This is a genomic window from Halomonas sp. I1, from assembly GCF_032334135.1.
Taxonomy (GTDB): Bacteria; Pseudomonadota; Gammaproteobacteria; order Pseudomonadales; family Halomonadaceae; genus Halomonas.
Genome location: NZ_JAVXUS010000009.1, coordinates 30770 through 53195 on the forward strand (window position 1 = coordinate 30770; position 22426 = coordinate 53195).

The following is a 22426-nucleotide window of genomic DNA, read 5'->3' on the forward strand; positions in this document are numbered from 1 at the left end:
ACCAGATCCCAAAAGCCCCGTGGCAGCCTTGCTGTCACGGGGCTTTTCTGTGCGCGAGTCTCGTGCGAGAGGGCTCCACGCGCCCTTGTCCATATACCCGTATCTGTCGCGCCACTGGGGGCGTCGGGCGGCTTCGGGGATGCCCCGACGCCACGGTCGGCTCCCGGGGCGTCAGGGTGGTTCAGAACCTTGTGCGCGCGATGAACACCTCGATCAGCGCTTCGATGCCCGCCTGATCGTCTGCGGAGAAACGGCCGGGCTTGGGGCTGTCGAGATCCAGGACACCCCACAGACGCCCATCGACGACGACAGGCACGACCAGTTCGGCCTGGGAGGCGCTGTCGCAGGCAATATGGTCGGCGATGGCATGGACGTCATCGATGCGCTGGGTCTGTCGGGTCCGGGCTGCCGCGCCGCATACTCCCTTGTCGAAGGGGATGGGGTGGCAGGCCGGTTTACCCTGAAAGGGCCCCAGATGGAGCTGCTCCGGCTGGCGCTGGAGGTAGAAGCCTGCCCAGTTGAGGTCGGGCACTTCCTGCATGATCAGCGCACAGGTCTGGGCGCTGTTGGTCAGCCAGTCAGGCGTATCCAGCAGGGCGTCCAGTTGCCGGGCGAGAAGGGCGTAGTCGGTCATGGTGGCTTCTCCAACGCGAGGGGCCGGCTCAGTGGCCGGCCCCGGACTTCTTGATACCGAGAGGATTCCGGATATCTGCTGCGAGCGCAGTCGCCGGACGGTTCCCCTTACTTCCAGCCGGGTACCGCCTGGGCCCCGAACAGTTCCTCGGCCTTGGTTTCCACTTCGTCGCTCTGATAGGCGTCGACCAGCTGCTGAATGCTTTCCTTGTCCTCGTCACCGGCACGTACGGCGATGATGTTGACGTAGGGCGATTCCGGGCCTTCCTTGATCAGGGCGTCGTCCAGGGTCAGGCCGGCCGGCTGGGCGAAGGTGTTGTTGATGAAGGCCATGTCCACGTCGGGCAGCACCCGGGGAAGCTGTGCGGCCTCGATCTCGCGGAACTCGAAGTCATGGGGGTTCTCGACCACATCCAGTGGCGTGGCTTCGAGGTTTTCCGGGTCGTCCAGCGTGATCAGGCCCTCGTTGTGCAGCAGGATGAGGGAGCGTCCTTCGTTGGACGGGTCATTGGGCAGGGCAATGGTAGCCCCGTCCGGCAGAGCATCGATGCTGTCGTACTTCTCCGAGTAGGCGCCGATCGGATAGACGAAGGTGCGCCCGGCGATGGCGAAGTCATAGCCGCGATCCTCGACCATCGACTGCATGTAGGGTTCATGCTGATAGGCGTTGGCATCCAGGCTGCCGTCGGCCAGGGCGGCATTGGGCGTCACATAGTCGGTGAACTCGATGATCTCGACGTCCAGACCGTGCTTGCGTTCGGCGATATCCGCCGCCACCTGCATGACCTCGGTTTCCGGGCCAGCGACAGTGCCGACCTTGATGCCGTGCTCGTCGGCGCTGGCCTGGCCGATTGCCAGGGTGAGGGCGGAGGCGGCGAGGCCGCCGATCAGGATGTTGCGCATGTAAGTTGTCTCCCTTCGAGGAAATCGTGAGCTCGTTGTTTATGTTATTGGAATAACCAGGTTATGTGTAATTCTTTCTGGTTATCAAGAGCCGTGGCGCATCATTTATGGTCGCTCTTGCGTACCAGGTAGTCGCCGAGGCTCTGGAACCCCTGGACCATGATCACCAGGATCGCCACGGTGATCAGCATGATGGTGGGATTGAAGCGATTGTAGCCGTAGCGGATGCCCAGGTCGCCAAGCCCGCCGCCGCCTACCGCGCCGGCCATGGCAGAGTAGCTGACCAGGGTGACGATGGTCACCGTCAACGCGGTGAAGATGCCGCCACGCGCCTCGGGCAGCAGTACCCGAGTAATGATCTGCCAAGGGGTGGCGCCCATGGACTGGGCAGCTTCGACGAGTCCGGGCGGAATCTCGTTCAGTGCACCTTCCACCAGTCGGGCAATGAAGGGAATGGCGGCGATGGTCAGCGGGACGGCGGCCGCGTTGGTGCCGATTGATGAGCCGACCAGGGTGCGGGTGAACGGAATGATGGCCACCATCAGGATGATGAAGGGAATCGAGCGGCCGATATTGGTGATGACGCCCAGTACCCCGTTGAGCACTGGCTGGGCGAGTATCTGGCGTGGCCGCGTGACATAGAGCATGACGCCCAGTGGAATACCGAGTGCTGCGGCGATCAGGCCGGACACGGCCACCATGTAGAGCGTGTCCAGAGTGGCCTCGAGAATCAGGTTAATCATCGCGCTGGACATGGCCGAGCACCTCCACTTGCAGGTCGTGGTTTCGCAGATAGTCGAGGGCGCGGCGCGTATCCTGCGCATCGCCCATCAGTTCGGCGATCATCAGTCCCAGGGTGCGATCCTGGATCGATTCCACCTTGGCCTGAAGAATGCTGACATCGACACCGCACTCCCGGGCCAGTCGCGAGATCAGGGGCGTGGAGACGGCGTCGCCGGAGAACGCCAGTCGCACGACCGGGTGGCTGTGCTCCCCTGGGGTTTCCTCGAGGCGCTCGATCAGCGCGGCTGGGGGGTCGAGTTCGAGGAAGTCGTTGAGAAAATCGCGCCCCAACTGGGTGGCCGGCGAGGTGAAAAAGTCGCCGACATCGGCTTCTTCCACCAGTTCTCCCTCGGAAATCAGGCTGACACGGTGGCAGATCGACTTGACCACTTCCATCTCATGGGTGATCAGCAGGATGGTCAGGCCGAGCTTCTGGTTGATATCGCGCAGCAGTTCGAGAATGGCGCCCGTTGTGTGGGGATCGAGTGCCGAGGTGGCCTCGTCGCAGAGCAACACTCGGGGGCGACTGGCCAGCGCACGGGCGATGGCCACGCGCTGCTTCTGACCGCCTGAAAGCTGGGCCGGATACTGGCGTGCCTTGTCGTCCAGACCGACCAGCTCGAGCAGCGGCGTGATTCGCTCGCGAATATCGCGGCGTTTCATCCCCATGAGCTCCAGGGGCAGGGCGATATTGTCGTATACGGTGCGTGACGTCAGCAGGTTGAAGTGCTGGAAGATCATGCCGATACGATGGCGCGCCTGGTTGAGGGCGTCGCCGGACAGCTCGGTGAGTTCCTGGCCGTCCACGGTGACCGTGCCGGTGGTAGGTCGCTCGAGCAGGTTGACGCAACGGATCAGGGTTGACTTGCCGGCGCCGGACAGGCCGATCACGCCATGAATCTGCCCCTGGGGGACATGCAGGTCGACCGCCTTGAGGGCTTCGACGCCCCGGGCATTTCGGCGCTTGCTCGTGGGGAAATAGGTCTTGGAAACGTTCTGCAGTCGGATCATCTGGGCCACCAGAGGTGGCGCCGCAGGGTCGCGGAGCGGGCGGGCAGGTTCGGGAGGCCAAAAAAAGGCCACCCTGACGGGTGGCCATCAACGCTGGACACACCCTTTTAGCTGCATTTCACGACGCGCCGGACATGCCGCCGCGTCGTCGGCGCCCGCAATCCGGGTACAAATCGGCGCCTACGAAATGTAGCGCGAAATCCTATGCCTCATACGGTCGTTTGTCAAATACTCTGGGCGAGTTCGGTAGCGACGAGACCTGAAAGCAGTAAAAAAGACTATTTAATTTCGTTTTGAAGTAATATTTATGGCTCTGAGGGGTCGCCTGGCAAGAACGGAAAAGGTGGCGCAAGGTGGTGACGTGGACGCCGACTGGGCGGTTTTCATAGACTGGCCGCCTTATCGTCGTTCGGCATTGGCTCAAATTGTGAGGATTCGTCATGTTCACGGGTATCGTCCAGGGGACCGCCGAGGTGGTGGCCATCGAAGAGGCCGAGGCCTTTCGGACTCATGTGCTGCGGCTGCCGGAGGCGCTGCGTCACGGTCTGGAAATCGGCGCCTCGGTGGCGCACAACGGCGCCTGCCTGACGGTGACATCCATCGACGGGGAGCGCGTCGGCTTCGACCTGATGCGCGAGACCCTGAGGGTGACGAATCTGGGCGATCTCGACGTCGGGGGGCGGGTCAATATCGAACGCGCGGCGCGCTTCGGCGACGAGATCGGTGGGCATGCCATGTCGGGCCATGTCATGGGGATGGCCGAGCTGGTGGAAATCGAGGAGGCCCCGAATAATCGTCGACTGTGGTTCGCGCCCCCCGAACAGCTTGCGCGCTTTTTGTTCGACAAGGGCTACATCGGTGTGGACGGCGCCAGCCTGACCATCGGCGAGGTGCGGCCTGGCACCGATGGTAGCGGGACCTGCTTCTGCGTGGACCTGATTCCGGAGACACTGGCGCGTACGGTGTTGAGCGAGCGTGTGCCGGGAGATCGCGTCAATCTCGAGGTCGACCCCCAGACTCAGGCTATCGTCGAGACGGTCGAGCGCGTCATGGCCGAACGCTACCCTTGAGTCGTTCAGACTGCGTTGGTGAACGGGGTGGCACTTTGAACCGGAAGCCGCTTATATAAAAGTCATGTGCCGTGCTGGTGGGCGGTGCCTCGCATCACGGGGCGCCATCCGCTACCATGTGCGGCTTTTCTCGCACCCCGGACGCACGATGTCCCCGCGCGAAGGACGCATCCCATGTTGAAACGCCTGATAGATGACCATTTCAAGCTTGCCGAACATGGCACCGATGTGAAGACCGAGGTGATCGCCGGTATCACCACCTTTCTGACCATGGCCTACATCATTTTCGTCAACCCGAGCATTCTCTCGGAGTCGGGGATGGATTATGGTGCGGTGTTCGTGGCGACCTGCGTGGCGGCGGCCATCGGGTGTCTGATCATGGGGCTGTGGGCCAACTACCCAATTGCCCAGGCACCGGGCATGGGACTCAATGCCTTTTTCACCTATGGCGTGGTAATGGGCATGGGGTACAGCTGGGAAACCGCCCTGGGAGCGGTGTTCCTGTCCGGCTTCACCTTCTTCCTGCTCAGTATCTTTCGCATCCGCGAGTGGATCATCAATTCGATTCCTATGTCGTTGCGGCTCGGCATCGCCGCGGGTATCGGCCTGTTCCTGGCGATGATCGCCCTGAAGAATGCCGGTATCGTGGTATCCAACGAGGCCACCTATGTGGCCCTGGGGGATCTCTCCGAGCCTTCGGCGCTCTATGCGCTGCTGGGTTTCTTCGTGATCACGGCCCTGGCGTATCTCCGCGTGACCGGAGCGGTGATGATCGGCATTCTCGGCGTGACCATTCTGGCCATCCTGCTGGGCCATAACGAGTTCGGCGGGGTAATGTCCATGCCGCCGTCCATCGCACCGACCCTGATGGCACTGGATATCGCCGGCGCACTGGACGTGGCGATGTTCAGCGTGGTGTTCGCTTTCCTGTTCGTCGACCTGTTCGATACCTCCGGCACCCTGGTCGGGGTGGCTCACCGTGGAGGGCTGCTCGACGAGAACGGCAAGCTGCCGCGCATCGGGCGTGCCATGATGGCCGACAGTAGTGCCTCCATGGCCGGCGCCGTGCTGGGGACCTCCACGACGACCAGCTATATCGAATCCACGGCCGGTATCGCGTCCGGCGGACGCACCGGGCTCACCGCCGTGGTGGTGGCTGCGCTTTTCTTGATCAGCCTGTTCTTTTCGCCGTTGGCCGGGTCGATTCCCGCCTATGCCACGGCCGGCGCACTGCTTTATGTGGCGGTACTGATGGCCGGCAGTCTGGCCCACGCCGACTGGGACGATGCCACCGAGGCGGCTCCCGTGCTGATCGCCGCGCTGGCCATGCCGCTGACTTTCTCGATTGCCGAGGGCATCGCGCTTGGCTTCATCAGCTTTGTGGCCATCAAGGCGCTTTCAGGTCGTTTCAAGGACCTGAACCCCGCTGTGGTGGTGCTGGCGCTGATTTTCGCCGCCAAGTTCCTGTTCCTCGACTGACACTTACCGACTGAGATTCGTGATGAGCATCTACGGCGACTACATCAAGTCCGTGATCCGCACCGTTCCCGACTGGCCCCAGCCCGGCGTCAATTTCCGGGATATCACGCCGCTGCTGCAGAACAGTGCGGCGTTTCGCAAACTGGTCGACAGCTTCGTGCATCGCTACCAGGAGATGGACCTCGACGCCATTGCCGCTATCGATGCACGAGGTTTCATCGTCGGCGCGCCACTGGCCTATGAGCTGGGGTGCAGTTTCGTGCCGGTGCGAAAGAAGGGTAAACTGCCGTTCAAGACCGTCAGCGAGACCTATACGCTCGAGTATGGCGAAGCCGAAGTGGAACTGCATTCCGATGCCTTCCGAGAGGGCGATCGTATCCTGCTCGTGGACGATCTGATCGCCACCGGTGGCACCATGCTGGCGGCAGCCAAGCTGATCACCCGTAGCGGTGGTCTGGTGGTCGAGACGTCAACGATCGTTGACCTGCCGGACCTGGGCGGTGCCCAACGCATTCGTGATGCCGGTTTCGGTGTCTTCGCGGTCTGTTCCTTCACCGAGGACGAGTGAGCCGGTCATGAGCACTCATCGTTATCATCAGCATTTCACCGTTTCCTGGGATCAACTGCACCGGGACGTGCGTGAACTCAGCCATCGGCTCGTCGAACGCGACTTCAAGGGGATCGTCGCCATCACCCGAGGGGGATTGATTCCCGCCGCGTTGTTCGCCCGAGAGCTCAATGTTCGCTTGATCGATACGGTCTGCATCAAGAGTTATGACCATATGGATCAGGGGGGCCTCGAGGTCATGAAAGGCGTCGAGCATGATGGAGAGGGCTGGCTGCTGGTCGACGACCTGGTCGATACCGGCAAGACGGCACGGCGGGTCCGTGAGATGCTGCCCAAGGCACACTTCGTCACGGTCTACGCCAAGCCCGAAGGGCGCCCCCTGGTGGACCAGTACCTGACGGAAGTCGCCCAGAATTGCTGGATCCAGTTTCCCTGGGACATGGGGGTGGCCTATGTCGAACCCCTGGCGGATCAGATCAAGCGGTGACTCATGGATATTCCGCTGCCCGATAGCTGGCGACAATGGCTGGGTGCCGAGTTTCAGGCGCCCTATATGCAGGCATTGCGTGACTTTCTCGCCGGTGAAAAAGCCGAACGCAAGGTCATTTACCCGCATTCGTCGAACTGGTTTCGCGCCTTCGAGCTGACGCCTCTGGATGATGTACGGGTCGTGATTCTCGGGCAGGATCCCTATCACGGTCCGAACCAGGCGCATGGCCTGTGCTTCTCGGTCCGGCCTGGCGTGCAGGTGCCGCCTTCGCTGGTCAACATCTACAAGGAACTGGCCGCCGATGTGGGGTGTCAGCCCGTCAACCATGGCTTTTTGGAGAGCTGGGCGCGACAGGGTGTTCTGTTGCTGAACACCTCACTGACGGTGGAGCAGGGCAATGCCGGTTCCCATCGGGGGAAAGGCTGGGAGACGTTCACCGATCGCGCCATTGCCACGGTCAATGAACATGCCGGCCCCACGGTGTTTCTGCTCTGGGGCAGTCATGCGCGCAAGAAAAAGGCGTTGGTGGACACCAGCCGCCATCTGGTGCTCGAGTCGCCTCATCCCTCGCCGCTGTCGGCCCATCGAGGGTTCTTCGGCAATCGGCATTTCTCGAGGGCCAATGCCTTTCTCGCCGAGCAGGGGCGCACGACGATCGATTGGCAACTGCCTCAGCAACCCTGAGGCCTGGGATTGCCAGCTTAACCTCAACGCGGGATGCGGGTAGAATGGCGCGCAATTTGCGCATGCTCCATGCGACAAAGGCCGCCATCGACCCTATCGCCGCCGAAGAGGTTCCCGCCCATGAGTGTTCACGCCATTCAACATCCCCTCGTCCAGCACAAGCTGGGGCTGATGCGCGAAGCCGGCATCAGTACCAAGAGCTTTCGTGAACTGGCCGGCGAGGTGGCCAAGCTGCTCACCTACGAGGCGACACAGGATCTCGAGCTGGAGTCGCAGGACATTCCGGGCTGGAGTGGCGAGCCGATTGCCGTCAATCAGCTAAAGGGCAAGAAGGTGACCATCGTGCCGATTCTGCGCGCCGGTCTCGGCATGCTGGAAGGGGTGACCGACCTGATTCCCAGCGCCAGGGTCAGTGTGGTGGGTCTGTACCGCGATGAGGAGACGCTTCAGCCGGTGCCGTACTTCTCGAAGTTCGTCGGTGACCTGGATGAGCGCATGGCCATCGTCATCGACCCGATGCTGGCGACCGGCGGCTCGATGGTGGCGACCCTGGACATGCTGCGTGACCGGGGCTGCAAGCACATGAAGGTGATCGTGCTGGTGGCGGCGCCGGAAGGCATCGAACGTGTGCAGCAAGACTATCCCGATATCGAAATCTACACGGCCTCGGTGGACGACCACCTCGACGAGAATGGCTACATCGTGCCGGGCCTGGGGGATGCAGGAGACAAGATCTTCGGTACGCGTTGAGCCCAGGCATCGACAGGGCATGTTGCCCTCGAAAAGGGTGACGGGTCGTACCGGGAAGGCAATGACGAAAGGGCCGTTTGAAACGGCCTTTTTTAATGTTCGAAATCGAAAAAAACGGTCAGGTATCACCCGGTGGCGATCTTTCTCCCTGGCGGCCTGATATCTATAGACAAAAGTATGAACCCTTATAAAAATATATAAAAATCAATTGGTTATTTAAAATATTGACGTATTTTCGCTCATCGGTGCTGTATTTTCGCTAAACTACATTTGTGTCAGAAATCGAATCTCGGCTAACGTGAGGCTACGCGCGCACCAAGCGTGACCGCATAACAAAGAACAGCCGAGATCCGTATGTCATTGATCCTAGAAAACATCGATCGGGTGGTCGGTGGCGAGACGCATATCGCCGATATGAACCTGACCCTCGAGCCCGGATCGTTCAATGTCCTGCTGGGCCGGACACTTGCCGGCAAGACCACGCTGATGCGGTTGATGGCGGGACTCGACACGCCGACCCGTGGGCGGGTCCTGATGGATGGTCAAGATGTGACCGGCCGTTCCGTGCGCCATCGCAATGTGTCGATGGTCTATCAGCAGTTCATCAATTATCCCAGCCTGACCGTCTACGACAACATCGCCTCGCCGCTGAAGCTGGCCAAGATCGGGCGCGCCGAGATCGATCGTCGGGTGCGGAGTATCGCCGAGATGTTGCATATCGAGCACCTGCTCGATCGTCAGCCGCTGGAGCTGTCCGGTGGTCAACAGCAGCGTACCGCCATGGGGCGGGCTCTGGTGAAGGATGCCGATGTGGTGCTCTTCGACGAGCCACTGGTCAACCTGGACTACAAGCTTCGCGAGGAGTTTCGCGAGGAGCTGCGGGCCGTCTTCAGCGAGCGTAACTGCATTGCCGTCTATGCCACTACCGAGCCTGCCGAGGCACTGGCGCTGGGCGGTAACACGGCGGTGCTGCACGAAGGGCGCCTGCTCCAGTATGGCCGAACCGAGGACGTCTACCATCGTCCGAGCGACATCCTGAGTGCGGAGATGTTCTCCGAGCCCCCGATCAATATCGTGAAAGGGGTCATCACGGCGTCCAGGGTGTCCTTCGACGAGACGCTGCATTTCCCCGTCAACGATGATCTGAGTGGCTTGTCACCGGGGGAGTACCGTTTCGGCATCCGTGCGTCGCATATCTCCCTGACGCCTCGTGCCGAGGATGACATCGAGGTCAACATGATCGTCGATCTCGCGGAAATCAGCGGTTCCGAGACGTTCCTGCATGTGCACAACGACCTCTTTCACATGACGGTACATCTGGAGGGCGTTCATGAGTTTCGTGTCGATGAGCCCGTGACCCTCTACTTCCCGACTCACAAGGTCTATGCCTTCGATCGCCAGGGTGCGGTGGTGCATATACCGGAACATCTGGGGGGGATCTGACATGGCAGAGATTACCCTGAAGTCGCTGGCCCACACTTACCTGCCCGATCCCCGGTCGCCCGAGGACTATGCCATCCGTGAGATGGACCATGTCTGGCATCAAGGGGGCGCCTATGCGCTGCTCGGGCCCTCGGGTTGCGGCAAGTCGACGTTGCTCAACATCATTTCCGGCCTGCTCGAACCCTCCAGTGGTGAGGTGCTGTTCGACGGGGAAGTGGTCAATGCCTTGCCGCCCGAGGCACGCAATATCGCGCAGGTTTTTCAGTTCCCCGTCATCTACGACACCATGACGGTCTATGACAACCTCGCCTTCCCGCTGCGCAATGTGAAAACGCCCGAGACGCGCGTCCACGAGCGCGTCATGGAAGTGGCGGACGTGCTGGAGCTCACCTCTCAGCTCAAGCGCAAGGCCAAGAACCTGACCGCCGACGAGAAGCAGAAGGTCTCCATGGGGCGTGGCCTGGTGCGTGACGACGTCTCGGCGATCCTGTTCGACGAGCCGTTGACCGTTATCGATCCGCAACTCAAGTGGAAGCTGCGGCGCAAGCTCAAGGAGATCCACCAGCGCTTCCAGATCACCATGGTCTATGTGACGCACGACCAGCTCGAAGCTTCCACCTTCGCCGACAAGATCGCCGTGATGTACGAGGGACAGGTGGTGCAGTTCGGTACGCCCAGGGAGCTGTTCGAGACGCCGAATCACACCTTCGTCGGCTACTTCATCGGCAGCCCGGGGATGAACTTCCTTGATGTCACGGCGCGTGATGGGGCCGTGATGACAGGTGATACGGAGCTGGCGGTCGGGCAGGGCGTCCACGATGCCGTGACGCGAGCGAGCTCATCCAACATCAAGCTGGGAATCCGGCCCGAATTCATCGAGGTGCATGCCGAGCCGGTGGACGGGGGAATGCCGGCTCAAGTGGATCACGCTCAGGACCTGGGGACCTATTCGATCGTCTATCTGACGCTTGGCAATATTTCGCTCAAGGCCCGTATCGAAGAAGACCAGGCGACGCCGACGGGGCAAGCCTGGCTGCGCTTCCCCGACGAGCACCTCGGCCTTTACGTCGACGAATTCCGCGTGGAGATCGACCATGAATAAAGTCTACAACAACCGGGCCTGGTGGCTGATCCTGCCGATGCTGCTGTTGGTCGCTTTCTCGGCAGTCATTCCGCTGATGACGGTGGTGAACTATTCGGTGCAGGACGTCTTCGATGCCCACACGCGATTTTTCACGGGCACCGAATGGTTCAAGGAGATGCTCAATGATCCGGCCCTGCAAGCGGCCGTGCTGCGCCAGTTCGCTTTCTCGCTGACCGTGCTGGCCATCGAAGTGCCGCTGGGGATCGGCATTGCCCTGCTGATGCCCAAGAAAGGGTGGCAGGCCTCGGCGGTATTGATTCTGGTCACTATGCCGCTGCTGATTCCCTGGAACGTGGTGGGCAGCATCTGGCAGATCTTCACCCGTGGCGATATTGGCCTGATGGGCTGGAGCCTGCGTGAGCTCGGCTATGGCTACAACATTACGGCGAGTCCGGTGGATGCCTGGGCGACCATCATCCTGATGGATGTCTGGCACTGGACGCCGCTGATCGCACTGCTCTGCTACAGCGGTCTGCGCTCGATTCCCGATGCCTATTATCAAGCGGCGCGTATCGATCGTGCCTCGAAGTGGGCGGTCTTCCGTTACATCCAGTTGCCCAAGCTCACCAATGTGCTGGTGATCGGGGTGCTGCTGCGCTTCATGCACTCTTTCATGATCTACGCCGAGCCCTTCGTACTAACGGGGGGAGGCCCCGGCAGTTCCACCACCTTCCTCAGCCAGTCGCTGACGACCATGGCCATCGGTCAGCAGGATCTGGGGCCCTCGGCAGCATTCTCGTTGATCTATTTCCTGATCATCCTGCTGGTCACCTGGGTGTTCTACACCGCGATCATGAACATGCAGAAAGACGACAACAAGGAGGCATGACATGAGTCATTCATCGCCCACGACTCCCGATGCCGTACGCCAGCGTGCCGCGGCTGTCGATAATCGGCGTCGTCGCCAGGCCCGACCGGCCTCCCGGCAGTGGCGCCGTCGGGGACTGATGGCAGCCTATATCGTGTTCGTGCTGTTGCCGATCTACTGGTTGCTCAACATGTCATTTCAGTCCAACACCGAAATTCTCGGTGGGCTGACCCTGTGGCCCGAGAACTTCACTGTCGAGCACTACGCCAAGATTCTGACCGAATCCAGCTGGTACATGGGGTACGTGAACTCGATCATCTATGTGCTGATGAACATGCTGATCAGCATCGTGGTGGCACTGCCGGCCGCCTATGCGTTCAGTCGCTATCAGTTCATCGGGGACAAGCATCTGTTCTTCTGGCTATTGACCAACCTGATGGCGCCGCCGGCCGTCTTTCTGCTGCCGTACTTTCAGCTCTATTACACCGTTGGACTCTTCGATACCCATGTGGCGGTTGCGCTGGCCCATTGCCTGTTCAATATTCCGCTGGCCGTGTGGATCCTCGAGGGGTTCATGAGCGGTGTACCCAAGGAGATCGACGAGACCGCCTTCATCGACGGTTACAGCTTTCCTCGATTCTTCGTGAAGATCTTCATTCCCATGATCAGCTCGGGGATCGGCGTGACGCTGTTCTTCCTGTTCATGTTCTCCTGGGTCGAACTGCTGCTGGCCAGCACGTTGACCTCGACCGATGCCCAGCCCATCGCCTCGGTCATGACGCAGACCAAGGGGGCCTCGGGAATCGACTGGGGAGCCCTGGCCGCTGCGGGGACCTTGACGATTCTGCCGGGCATCGTGGTGGTCTATTTCGTTCGCAATCACATTGCCAAGGGCTTCGCCCTGGGCCGCACCTGAGGAGGACCTGACATGGAATGGATGGTCTGGACCACGCCCACCACGGTCTTCTTCGCCGCCATCGCGGCCATGCTGGCCGGCATGACGGCCTGGGAAGTCATCTCGCCGACGATCGAGCGCAAGGGCTTCCTGCCGATCTCGACCACCCGCGGCGATCGTTTCTTCATCGGACTGCTCTCCGCTGCCTATATCCACTTGGTGGTGGTGGGTTTTACCCCGCTCAGCATCTGGCTGGCGCTGGGCGCATCGGTGCTCTGGCTGCTGATCCTGATGCGCTGGGGCTGACAAACGCATGGAGCCGAATGTCCAGGGACGGACGACAACAACCAAAGAGGTCAACATGAAAGCGAGAACAATGCGACTCTCTCTACTGGCTGCCGGTGTGATGCTGGCAAGCGGTGCCCTGCACGCCGACAATGATGATGCTCGTGCCATCGCCGAGCGTCTGGTCGATGAACACTTCCAGGACTCGACGCTGTCCCGCGAGGAGCAGATCGAGGAGCTGATGTGGTTCGCCAACGCGGCCGAACCCTTTCGGGGCATGGAAATCAATACCGTCGCCGAGGGCCTGACCACGCATATCTATGAGCGGGATGTGCTGGCCGAGGCGTTCAGCGAGCTGACGGGTATCGAGGTGACGCACAACATCATCGGCGAAGGTGATGTCGTCAACAACATGCAGACCCAGATGCAATCGGGTCGCAATATCTACGATGGATATGTCAACGATTCCGATGCCATCGGTACCCATATTCGCTATGGCACCACCGTCAATATTTCCAAGGCCATGGAAAACGAGTGGGCCGACTATACCCTGCCGACCCTGGATCTCGATGACTTCATCGGCCTGCAGTATGGCACCGGTCCGGATGGCAGTGTCTATCAATTGCCGACTCAGCAGTTCGCCAACCTCTACTGGTTCCGCTACGACTGGTTCCAGCGTGAAGACCTGCAGAAGCAGTTCCGTGAGCTCTATGGCTATGACCTGGGGGTGCCGACCAACTGGACCGCCTACGAAGACATCGCCGAGTTCTTCACCGAGCATGTTGGCGAGATTGATGGCGAGACGGTCTATGGCCACATGGATTACGGGCGTCGCGATCCTTCGCTGGGCTGGCGCTTCCATGACTCCTGGCTCTCCATGGCCGGCATGGGCAGCCCCGGTGTGCCGTTCGGCAATCCGGTGGACGACTGGGGGATTCGCGTCAACGAGAAGAGCCAGCCGGTCGGGGCCAGCGTGTCTCGCGGCGGGGCCACCAATTCGCCTGCCTCAGTATTCGCCGTCACCAAGATGGTCGATTGGCTCGACAAGTATGCGCCGCCCGAGGCCAGCGGCATGACCTTTGGCGAAGCCGGTCCGGTACCGGCTCAAGGCAATGTCGCTCAGCAGATGTTCTGGTATACCGCCTTCACGGCAGATATGACGGACCCCGAACTCCCGGTGACCGACGAGGAGGGCAACCCGAAGTGGCGCATGGCGCCGTCACCGACAGGGCCTTACTGGGAAGACGGCATGAAGGTCGGTTATCAGGACGTGGGGGCCTGGACCTTCTTCGACTCGACGCCAGAAGACCGTCGTACGGCTGCCTGGCTGTTTGCCCAGTTCACCGTTTCCAAGACGGTGTCCCTGGAGAAGCTCATGGAGGGCCTCACGCCGATTCGCGAGTCTGACGTTTTCTCCGAGCAGATGACCGAGATGGCGCCCAAGCTCGGCGGTCTGGTGGAATTCTATCGCAGCCCGAACGAATCCAACTGGACCCCGTCCTCCACCAACGTGCCGGACTATCCGCGCATGGCGCCGCTGTGGTGGCAGAATCTGGCACCGGCCGTCAATGGCGAGATCACGCCTCAAGAAGCGCTCGACAATCTGGCCGGGGATCTCGACAGCATCATGGCACGCCTGGCGCGCGCCAAGGTCTTCGATACCTATTCTCCGAGCCTGAACGACGAGCGTGATCCCCAGTACTGGCTCGACCAGCCGGGGTCGCCGAAGCCGAAGCTGGATAACGAGATGCCGCAGGGCACGACGGTTCCCTATGACGACATGATGGAGGCGTGGATGGCCGCCGGTTCTCGCGAATGATGAATGGGCGGAGCATCTGATCCGCTCGCCGTTGCCCCGGGCACTCCCGGGGCAGTTCAAGATCGTGTAACCGGTAGCCTGAACGGGACCAGGCCCCGCTCGGTGCATACCGAGTGGGGCCTTTTGCTTTGAAAAAGGGCCAGACATGCAACTCAGACAGAGCAACATCGGCAAGCTTCCCGGTCAGACCTTCGACGTTCTGGTCATCGGGGGCGGCATCAATGGGGCCTCGGCCGCCGCTGCGTTGAGCGGCAAGGGGGCCAGGGTGGCCTTGATCGATCGCGGAGATTTCGCCGGCAGTACCAGCATGCATTCCTCCAACCTGGTATGGGGCGGCATCAAGTACATGGAAAGCGGCGATTTCACGCTGGTGCGCAAGCTTTGCAAGAGCCGCAACCACTTGATCAGAAGCTACCCATCCACGGTTCAGGAAATTCGCTTCTTGACCACCATCAACAAGGGCTTTCGTCATCACCCTCTATATCCCTGGGCGGGAACCTGGCTGTACTGGCTGATGGGCAGTGCCTTTACGCGGATGCCGAACTTCCTGCGTCCCGCCGGGATCAAGGCGCGTGAACCCATCATCAATACCCGAAATGCCCGGGGTGGCTTTGAATACTCCGATGCCTATCTGTACGACAATGACGCCCGTTTCGTCTTCAGCTTCGTGCGGGGTGCGCTGGATTTCGGCGCCATGGCGGCCAATTATGTCGAGTCGTTGGGCTCGCGTCGCGAGGATGGTCTCTGGGTCACCAGCGTCAGGGATCGAATCGACGGCCGTACCTTCGAGATTCGTTCCAGAGTGCTGATCAACGCTGCCGGCCCTTGGGTCGATCAGCACAATCGCCTCTCGGGGCAGCAGACCGATCATCATCATGTCTTTTCGAAGGGCATTCACCTCATTGTGCCGCGGCTGACCGAGAACAAGCGCGTGTTGGCGTTCTTCGCCGACGATGGTCGGCTGTTCTTCGTCATTCCCATGGGGCCAAGGACATGTATCGGTACCACCGACACACGAGTGGAAACGCCCGAGGTGGAGGTGACGGAAGAGGACATTCGCTTTGTGCTCGACAATATCAATACGCGGCTCGAACTGCCGGTTCCGCTCGATCCGGACGACATCATCGCCACGCGTTGTGGCGTACGCCCCCTGGCCGTCAAGCCCAGCGGTGGCAGTGACCGCGATTTTCTCAATCTGTCGCGCAAGCATGCCATCGACATCGACCACGAGAATGGCCACCTGAGCATCTTCGGCGGCAAGTTGACCGATTGCCTGAATGTCGGTGAGGAGGTCGTCGAGGCGGTCAGTCAGCTCGGTGTCGAGATTCCACAGCCGGACTTCCGGTGGTACGGCGAGCCCGAAGCATCGGTCCGTGAGGACTTCATGCATCAAGCACGGCTCATGGGGCTGGATGCGATGACCAGCGCCGAAGCCATGGAGCCGCTCAGCACACGCCTGTGGCGGCGCTATGGCACCCGCGCACTGGAGCTGCTCGAGGACATTCGTCAGGATCCGCGACAGGCGGAAGTGCTCATCGAAGGCACGGAATATCTGCGTGGTGAACTGAAGCTGACCAGGCGCTGTGAAATGGTGACCAGGCTAGAGGACTTCCTCAGGCGTCGCTCCAAAGTCTCGCTGGTCGTCTCGCAGAGCGTCTTGCGTGATTCGCCGGGGCTGCGGGAGGCCTGCGAGATATTGTTCGGTGATGAGGCGGAGCAGCGGCTGGCGGAGTACTGGTCGGTCGAGACGGGGGAGACCGCCGCTGACTCTGTCTGATCCAGTGCCAGGGCGTCCGTGTCTTGGGTGTTCCGACTGCCCTGCGTCTGACGCGGGGTGACTGCGATTTAAGCAGTGTTTCCTTAACGATCGGGGTTGCTAGAATGCCGCCCGTCCGTCCATTCCTTTCGATGCCAGGAGCTTCCTACCATGACCGACGACACGGCGGCCATGCCGACCGATACCCCGATGCGTACCCTGCTGGTGGGGGCGCAGATGCTGTTCGTGGCCTTCGGCGCCCTGGTGCTCGTGCCGCTGCTCACCGGGCTGGACCCCAATGTGGCGCTGTTCACCGCCGGTGTCGGTACCCTGGTCTTCCATGCCGTGACGGGCGTCAGCGTGCCGGTGTTTCTGGCCTCGTCCTTTGCCTTCATCGCGCCCATCCAGAGTTCGGTGGAAAGCTTCGGTATTCCCGCCACCCTGGGCGGCATGCTGGCGGCCGGCCTGGTCTATGTCCTGATCTCCCAACTGGTGAGACTCAAGGGTACCGCCTGGTTGCATCGCCTGCTGCCGCCAGTGGTGGTGGGACCGGTGATCATGGTCATCGGGCTGGCGCTGGCGCCGGTGGCAGTCGACATGGCCACCGGCGAGACCAGTGATGCCATCGGTTACGGGCAGGCCATCACCCTGTCCATGGCGAGCCTTCTGGTGACCCTGGTGCTGGCGGTCTTCGGCCGGGGGCTGATTCGCCTGGTGCCGATCATGGGCGGCATCGTGACTGGCTATGCGCTGTCGATGGTGATGGGTGTGGTGGATTTCACGCCGGTGCACGAGGCGGCATGGCTGGCGTTGCCCGAGTTCACGGCGCCGACCTTCCACTGGGCGGCGGTGCTGTTCATGATCCCGGTCGCCATCGCGCCGGCGGTGGAGCACATCGGCGACATGGTCGCCATCGGGTCGGTGACGCGCCGCCATTATCTCGAAAAGCCGGGCCTGCATCGCACCCTGCTGGGTGATGGCCTGGCGACCTGCACGGCGGCGCTGTTCGGTGGTCCGCCCAATACTACCTACTCCGAGGTGACCGGCGCGGTGACCCTGACGCGAGCCTTCAACCCGCGCATTATGCTGGTCACCGCCGTCATCGCCATCGTGCTGTCCTTCCTCGGCAAGCTGGGAGCCTTGCTGCAGACCATCCCGGCGCCGGTGATGGGCGGTATCATGACGCTGTTGTTCGGCTCCATCGCCGTGGTCGGCATGAATACCCTGGTGAGGGCTGGCAGTGCTTTGACCGCCTCGCGGAACCTGGTAGTGGTATCGCTGATCCTGGTATTCGGCATCGGGGGCATGCAGTTCGGTGACGGCCAGTTCACCCTGCAGGGTGTGAGCCTCGCGGCGCTGGTCGGCATCGGGCTCAACTGGGTGCTGCCCAACGACCCCGATACCTGATGTGAAGGGGGCAGGGAGGAGAAGGGCTCAACCCTCGGTGCCAGCCTGGCCGTGATGCAGCACCTCGCCGCCATCCGAGAAGGAGGGCGGGGTGTTGGCGCTGACGATCACGCATTCGGCGTCGCCGACATTGCGGAAGCGATGCGGCAGGCGAGAGTCGAAATAATAGGCATCTCCGGCCGACAGGATCCCTACCTCGCCGTTGACGGTGATCTCGATACTGCCGGCGATGACCACGCCACCTTCTTCGCCGTCATGTTCGAGCATGTCCTCGCCGCTGTCGGCGCCGGGCGGGTAGCGCTCATGCAGCACCGACATGCGCCGGTCGGGGCGGCGTGCGGCCACCAGTCGCCATGAGAGCATGCCATCGCCGATCTCGGTGAGCTCGTCGGCCTTGTAGAAGGGGCGAGGGTGGCTGGGCTCGTCACCGGCGAAAAAGGCGTTGATCGACACCGGCATGGCGTCGAGTATTTTCTTCAGGGAGCTGACCGAGGGGCTGACGCTGTTCTGCTCGATCAGCGAGATGGTGCTGTTGGTGACCTGGGCTCGCTTGGCGAGTTCGCGCTGCGAGAGGTTCCGTTCCTGTCGAAGCTGACGCAGACGTGCCCCGACGTCGAATCCTTCTTCCATCCTGTGTCCTGTAAGCGGCGTGGTTGCCGTCCTGCATTGTGGAAAATTCTTGACGAATGATACCCGTTTGGACGTCCCTCGGGAAATGCCGACGTCCCGGAGCCATGGCACCGAGTCGCTGGGTGAGGCATCATGGCGATAGTATTACCGAACGCAGGAGACGTCATGATCCGTCGCGACGACCTGACCGGCCTGGTGCTGGCCGGTGGTCGGGGAAGCCGCATGAGGGGATGCGACAAGGGGCTGGAGCCCTTTCTCGATCGTCCCCTGGCGGCTCATGCCGTCGGTGTGCTGCGCGAGCATGTGAGTGAGTTGCTGATCACTGCCAATCGGCACCATGATGCCTATGCGGCACTGGCCGATCGCGTCGTCGAGGATATCGAGCCCGGCTATCAAGGACCGCTGATGGGGCTTTACAGTGGCCTGCGTGCCGCTTGCACTCCCTGGCTGGTTGTCGTGCCGTGCGATGCACCGGCATTGCCCCGTTCGCTCGTTGCCCGCCTGGTCGATGCCGTCGGTGAGAACGACATTGCCGTCGCCCATGACGGCCGGCGGGCGCATCCGGTGGTGGCTCTGGTGCGTGTCGCCCTGGCCGACGATCTGGCGCGCTGCCTGGCCGAGGGCGAGCGTAAGGTCGATGCCTGGCAGGCTCGGCATGACCGAGTCTGGGCCGATGTCTCGGACTGCCCGGGGGCCTTTGCCAATCTCAACACCGATGCCGAGCGACAGCGTCTGGCGCATGCGCTCAGCGAGGAGTCAACGTCACCATGACCGATGGGGTGCCCGCGACCGAATCACCCGCCTTGTTGGGGATCGCGGCCTGGAGCGGCACGGGCAAGACGACCTTGCTCGAGCAGTTGCTGCCTGCCTTGCGACAGCGTGGCCTGCGGGTGGCGGTGATCAAGCATGCGCATCACGACTTCGACGTCGATCAGCCGGGCAAGGATAGCCATCGCTTGCGCCAGGCCGGGGCGTCACCGATGCTGGTGGCGTCCCGCGCCAGAATCGCCATGATGCTGGAAACGCCGGATCGCGAGGAAGCGGATCTGGCGCAATTGATCGAGATGGTGCGCCCGCAGGCGCCCGACCTGATCCTGGTGGAAGGCTTCAAGGCCTGGCCTCTGCCCAAGCTGGAACTGTATCGGAGTGAACTCGGCCAGCCGGCGCGCGCCGCAGTCGATCCCTGGGTGAGGGCGGTGGCCTGCAAGGGGGACTGGCAGCCGCCGGCCGGTGTCGAGTGCCTGAATCTCGATGATCTCGACGCTCTGATCGACTGGGTGGCGGCCTGGCCGGCGCGCTGGCCGTCCGAGCGCGAGGTTCTTGCCGAGACGAGCGACCGCACATGATATCGTCCTGCAACCATTTTACCGTGACTGTCATGAGGCATTGAATCCATGACCCTGACCCATCTCAACGCCCGCGGCGAGGCTCGCATGGTCGATGTGGCCGACAAGCCGGAGAGTCGCCGGGAAGCCAGCGCCTCGGGTTTCATCCATATGCGGCAATCGACATTGCAGCAGCTGGCCGAGGGCAATCTGCCGAAGGGGGATGTCCTGGCGACCGCGCGCATCGCCGCCATCCAGGCCGCCAAGCGCACCCATGAACTGATACCCCTCTGCCATGCGCTGCCCCTGTCCGGGGTCGAGGTCGACTTTCGTATCGACGAGACCGGAGGTGGCGTGCAGGTCACGGCAAGCTGTCGACTGAACGGTCGTACCGGGGTCGAGATGGAGGCGCTGACGGCGGTTTCCGTGGCTTGTCTGACGCTCTACGATATGTGCAAGGCAGTGGACAAGGACATGGAAATCGGTGGAATCCGCCTGGAAGAGAAAAGTGGCGGCGCTTCCGGTGACTACCGCCGTGCGTCGCCGGCCGAGTCGGCTCCCATCGTGACGGGAGAGGGCGCCAGTGGTGAAGTGTCACTGGGCGTTCGCTGCGACCTGGGGGAGCCCTGCGTACGCGTCAAGTGTCTGGCGGAGTTGCGCGAGCGGCTTGGTGTCGGCGAGGTCGCGGTGCCTTTCGAACGACTCGAGAGTGCCGATATCAATGGGCTCAAGACGGTGCTGAAAGATATGGATGCACGTTTTGCCGGGCTCGAGGAAGGTCGTGTACTGTGTGCCGTCAATCAGGTCATGGCCGGCGGTGCCACACCATTGACCGCCGATGACGAAGTCGCCTTCTTCCCCCCGGTGACCGGAGGCTGACAGAATGATCCGCGTACAACAAGAATCCTTCGATGCGGGTGATGAGCAGCGGGCTCTGCTGGCAGGGCGTCGCGATATCGGTGCGGTCGTCGCTTTCACGGGGCTGGTGCGGGATTTCAACGAACGCCCCGATGTCCAGGCGCTGAGTCTCGAGCATTATCCGGGCATGACCGAGTCGGCACTGACCGATATCGTCGCCGAGGCCGAATCACGCTGGCCCTTGCAGGACGTGCGGCTGGTGCATCGTGTAGGACGCCTCGAACCCGGCGATGCCATCGTTCTGGTGCTGGTGGCCAGTGCACATCGACGCTCGGCCTTCGAGGCCTGCGATTTCATCATGGACTATCTCAAGACGCGAGCTCCTTTCTGGAAAAAGGAGCATACCGCCAGTGGTGATTATTGGGTTGCGGAACGCGAGACCGATCATCGAGACGCCCGACGTTGGGAGGCATCATCATGACCGACGAACTCATCGACGACTTCGGTAGACGGGTCAGCTATGTGCGCATCTCCGTCACGGATCGCTGTGACTTTCGCTGTGTATATTGCATGAGCGAGGAGATGACGTTTCTGCCACGCGAGCAGGTGCTGACCCTCGAGGAGCTCGGCCTGGTCGCCAGGGCCTTTACCGAGCTGGGTGTGGAGAAGATCCGCCTGACCGGCGGTGAGCCCCTTGTCAGGCGTGATATCGATCGCCTGGTGACCGATGTCGGTGCACTTCCGGGTCTCAAGGACTTCGCCATGACGACCAATGGCGCAGGGCTCGGCAAGTATGCATCGCGTCTTCGCGAGGGCGGACTTCAGCGTTTGAACATCAGCATCGACTCCCTGGATCCGGAGCGGTTTCGGCGTCTGACGCGGACCGGCGATCTGAACAAGGTGATCGATGGCATGCGCGCTGCACGAGAGGCAGGGTTCGAGCGTATCAAGCTCAATGCCGTGATCCTCAAGGGACGCAATGATGACGAAGTGACCTCGCTGGTCGATTTCGCGCGTCGTGAGGGGGTCGATATCAGCTTCATCGAGGAAATGCCGCTTGGTGATGTGTCCGATCATTCGCGTGCCGAAACCTATTGCTCGAGCGATGAAGTTCAGGCGCTGATCGAACAGAAGTACGATCTGATTCCCACCACCGAGACTACCCCGGGCCCGTCTCGTTATTTCCGCATGCCCGACAGCGAGAGTCGCGTGGGCTTTATATCGCCGCACAGCCATAATTTTTGTTCCTCCTGCAATCGTGTGCGTGTCACGGTAGAAGGGCGCCTCCTGCTTTGTCTCGGGAATGAGCACTCCGTCGATCTCAGGGCCGTGCTGCGGCGCCACCCCGGGAATATCGATGAGCTCAAGAAGGCTATTGTGGCGGCGATGCCGCTCAAGCCCGAGCGACATCACTTCACCACCGACGGTGATGTACAAGTGGTTCGGTTCATGAACACGACGGGTGGCTGAAACCTTTCGTCGGACCTTCCTCAGTCCGAGTGTCCCCCTTATATGGCCGGGTAAGGGATGTATTTTCCCTGGCTTTTCTTGCCAAACCCGCATTGACGAATATACTTTTGTTTAGGCCGGTTGAACGGCTTTTGGGAAAAACTGAATTTCTCTGTGCAGCACAGGCTCGATACTCGAGTGGGCATGCCGGAGTTCCAGGAATGATCCGTTCAGTA

The 22426-nt window shown here is 61.4% G+C and carries 24 protein-coding genes; 19 read left to right on the forward strand and 5 right to left on the reverse strand.

What is annotated here, in order from left to right; genetic code table 11:
* Positions 1-181: 181 nt before the first annotated feature.
* The 4 genes from RSO41_RS10950 to RSO41_RS10965 form a co-directional block, all read right to left on the reverse strand.
* Positions 182-634, reverse strand: coding sequence for a GAF domain-containing protein (locus RSO41_RS10950; RefSeq protein WP_315619131.1), 453 nt, complete (start codon positions 632-634; stop codon positions 182-184).
* Between the two features lie 107 nt (positions 635-741).
* A complete protein-coding gene (locus RSO41_RS10955) occupies positions 742-1536 on the reverse strand; it encodes a MetQ/NlpA family ABC transporter substrate-binding protein (RefSeq protein ID WP_315619132.1) in 795 nt (264 codons plus the stop codon).
* Positions 1537-1637: 101 nt separating this feature from the next.
* Positions 1638-2291, reverse strand: coding sequence for a methionine ABC transporter permease (locus RSO41_RS10960; RefSeq protein WP_315619133.1), 654 nt, complete (start codon positions 2289-2291; stop codon positions 1638-1640).
* The gene (locus RSO41_RS10965) at positions 2272-3330 is read right to left on the reverse strand and encodes a methionine ABC transporter ATP-binding protein (protein WP_315619134.1); all 1059 of its coding nucleotides are present in this window, start codon (positions 3328-3330) and stop codon (positions 2272-2274) included. Before RSO41_RS10965 ends, RSO41_RS10960 begins: the two co-directional genes overlap by 20 nt.
* Before the next feature lie 440 nt (positions 3331-3770).
* Between RSO41_RS10965 and RSO41_RS10970 the strand changes: the two genes are divergently transcribed.
* The 14 genes from RSO41_RS10970 (at position 3771) to RSO41_RS11035 (ending at position 17928) form a co-directional block, all read left to right on the forward strand.
* Entirely contained in the window at positions 3771-4400 is a 630-nt protein-coding gene (locus RSO41_RS10970) for a riboflavin synthase subunit alpha (protein WP_315619135.1), read from the forward strand.
* A gap of 174 nt (positions 4401-4574) precedes the next feature.
* Positions 4575-5879, forward strand: a complete 1305-nt coding sequence (locus RSO41_RS10975) for an NCS2 family permease (protein WP_315619136.1) — start codon at positions 4575-4577, stop codon at positions 5877-5879.
* Between the two features lie 22 nt (positions 5880-5901).
* A complete protein-coding gene (locus RSO41_RS10980; RefSeq protein WP_315619137.1) occupies positions 5902-6447 on the forward strand; it encodes an adenine phosphoribosyltransferase in 546 nt (181 codons plus the stop codon).
* 7 nt (positions 6448-6454) lie between these two features.
* Complete coding sequence (gene gpt, locus RSO41_RS10985) at positions 6455-6934, forward strand: xanthine phosphoribosyltransferase (RefSeq protein ID WP_315619138.1); 480 nt, start codon at positions 6455-6457, stop codon at positions 6932-6934.
* A gap of 3 nt (positions 6935-6937) precedes the next feature.
* The gene (gene ung, locus RSO41_RS10990; protein ID WP_315619139.1) at positions 6938-7621 is read left to right on the forward strand and encodes a uracil-DNA glycosylase; all 684 of its coding nucleotides are present in this window, start codon (positions 6938-6940) and stop codon (positions 7619-7621) included.
* Between the two features lie 120 nt (positions 7622-7741).
* Complete coding sequence (gene upp, locus RSO41_RS10995; protein ID WP_315619140.1) at positions 7742-8371, forward strand: uracil phosphoribosyltransferase; 630 nt, start codon at positions 7742-7744, stop codon at positions 8369-8371.
* A 354-nt stretch (positions 8372-8725) separates the two neighbouring features.
* A complete protein-coding gene (locus tag RSO41_RS11000) occupies positions 8726-9814 on the forward strand; it encodes an ABC transporter ATP-binding protein (protein ID WP_315619141.1) in 1089 nt (362 codons plus the stop codon).
* A gap of 1 nt (position 9815) precedes the next feature.
* Positions 9816-10916, forward strand: a complete 1101-nt coding sequence (locus RSO41_RS11005) for an ABC transporter ATP-binding protein (RefSeq protein ID WP_315619142.1) — start codon at positions 9816-9818, stop codon at positions 10914-10916.
* Positions 10909-11787, forward strand: a complete 879-nt coding sequence (locus RSO41_RS11010; RefSeq protein WP_315619143.1) for a sugar ABC transporter permease — start codon at positions 10909-10911, stop codon at positions 11785-11787. The genes RSO41_RS11005 and RSO41_RS11010 overlap by 8 nt, the downstream gene beginning before the upstream one ends.
* 1 nt (position 11788) lies before the next feature.
* Positions 11789-12682 carry a carbohydrate ABC transporter permease gene (locus RSO41_RS11015; RefSeq protein ID WP_315619144.1) on the forward strand — a complete coding sequence of 298 codons (894 nt, stop codon included), beginning with the start codon at positions 11789-11791 and terminating at the stop codon, positions 12680-12682.
* 12 nt (positions 12683-12694) lie between these two features.
* Positions 12695-12967 (forward strand): DUF2160 domain-containing protein, encoded by a 273-nt coding sequence (locus RSO41_RS11020; protein WP_275288367.1) that lies wholly within the window; start codon positions 12695-12697, stop codon positions 12965-12967.
* A 55-nt stretch (positions 12968-13022) separates the two neighbouring features.
* Positions 13023-14765, forward strand: coding sequence for an ABC transporter substrate-binding protein (locus RSO41_RS11025; protein ID WP_315619145.1), 1743 nt, complete (start codon positions 13023-13025; stop codon positions 14763-14765).
* Positions 14766-14910: 145 nt separating this feature from the next.
* Entirely contained in the window at positions 14911-16542 is a 1632-nt protein-coding gene (locus RSO41_RS11030) for a glycerol-3-phosphate dehydrogenase/oxidase (RefSeq protein WP_315619146.1), read from the forward strand.
* 150 nt (positions 16543-16692) lie between these two features.
* Positions 16693-17928, forward strand: coding sequence for a uracil-xanthine permease family protein (locus RSO41_RS11035; RefSeq protein WP_315619147.1), 1236 nt, complete (start codon positions 16693-16695; stop codon positions 17926-17928).
* 27 nt (positions 17929-17955) lie between these two features.
* On the opposite strand, the gene RSO41_RS11040 is transcribed toward RSO41_RS11035, so the two are convergent.
* Entirely contained in the window at positions 17956-18558 is a 603-nt protein-coding gene (locus tag RSO41_RS11040; RefSeq protein ID WP_315619148.1) for a cupin domain-containing protein, read from the reverse strand.
* Between the two features lie 165 nt (positions 18559-18723).
* Here RSO41_RS11040 and mobA point away from each other — a divergent pair, with 165 nt between their 5' ends.
* Genes mobA through moaA form a run of 5 tightly spaced genes read left to right on the forward strand, consistent with a single transcriptional unit; the run spans position 18724 to position 22211 of the window.
* On the forward strand, positions 18724-19329 hold the full coding sequence (gene mobA / locus RSO41_RS11045; RefSeq protein ID WP_315619149.1) for a molybdenum cofactor guanylyltransferase MobA: 606 nt from the start codon (positions 18724-18726) through the stop codon (positions 19327-19329).
* A complete protein-coding gene (mobB, locus tag RSO41_RS11050; RefSeq protein ID WP_315619150.1) occupies positions 19326-19904 on the forward strand; it encodes a molybdopterin-guanine dinucleotide biosynthesis protein B in 579 nt (192 codons plus the stop codon). Before mobA ends, mobB begins: the two co-directional genes overlap by 4 nt.
* Before the next feature lie 48 nt (positions 19905-19952).
* On the forward strand, positions 19953-20762 hold the full coding sequence (gene moaC / locus RSO41_RS11055) for a cyclic pyranopterin monophosphate synthase MoaC (RefSeq protein ID WP_315619152.1): 810 nt from the start codon (positions 19953-19955) through the stop codon (positions 20760-20762).
* Between the two features lie 4 nt (positions 20763-20766).
* The gene (gene moaE / locus RSO41_RS11060) at positions 20767-21222 is read left to right on the forward strand and encodes a molybdopterin synthase catalytic subunit MoaE (RefSeq protein WP_315619154.1); all 456 of its coding nucleotides are present in this window, start codon (positions 20767-20769) and stop codon (positions 21220-21222) included.
* Complete coding sequence (gene moaA / locus RSO41_RS11065; RefSeq protein WP_315619155.1) at positions 21219-22211, forward strand: GTP 3',8-cyclase MoaA; 993 nt, start codon at positions 21219-21221, stop codon at positions 22209-22211. The genes moaE and moaA overlap by 4 nt, the downstream gene beginning before the upstream one ends.
* The last annotated feature ends 215 nt before the right edge of the window (positions 22212-22426 follow it).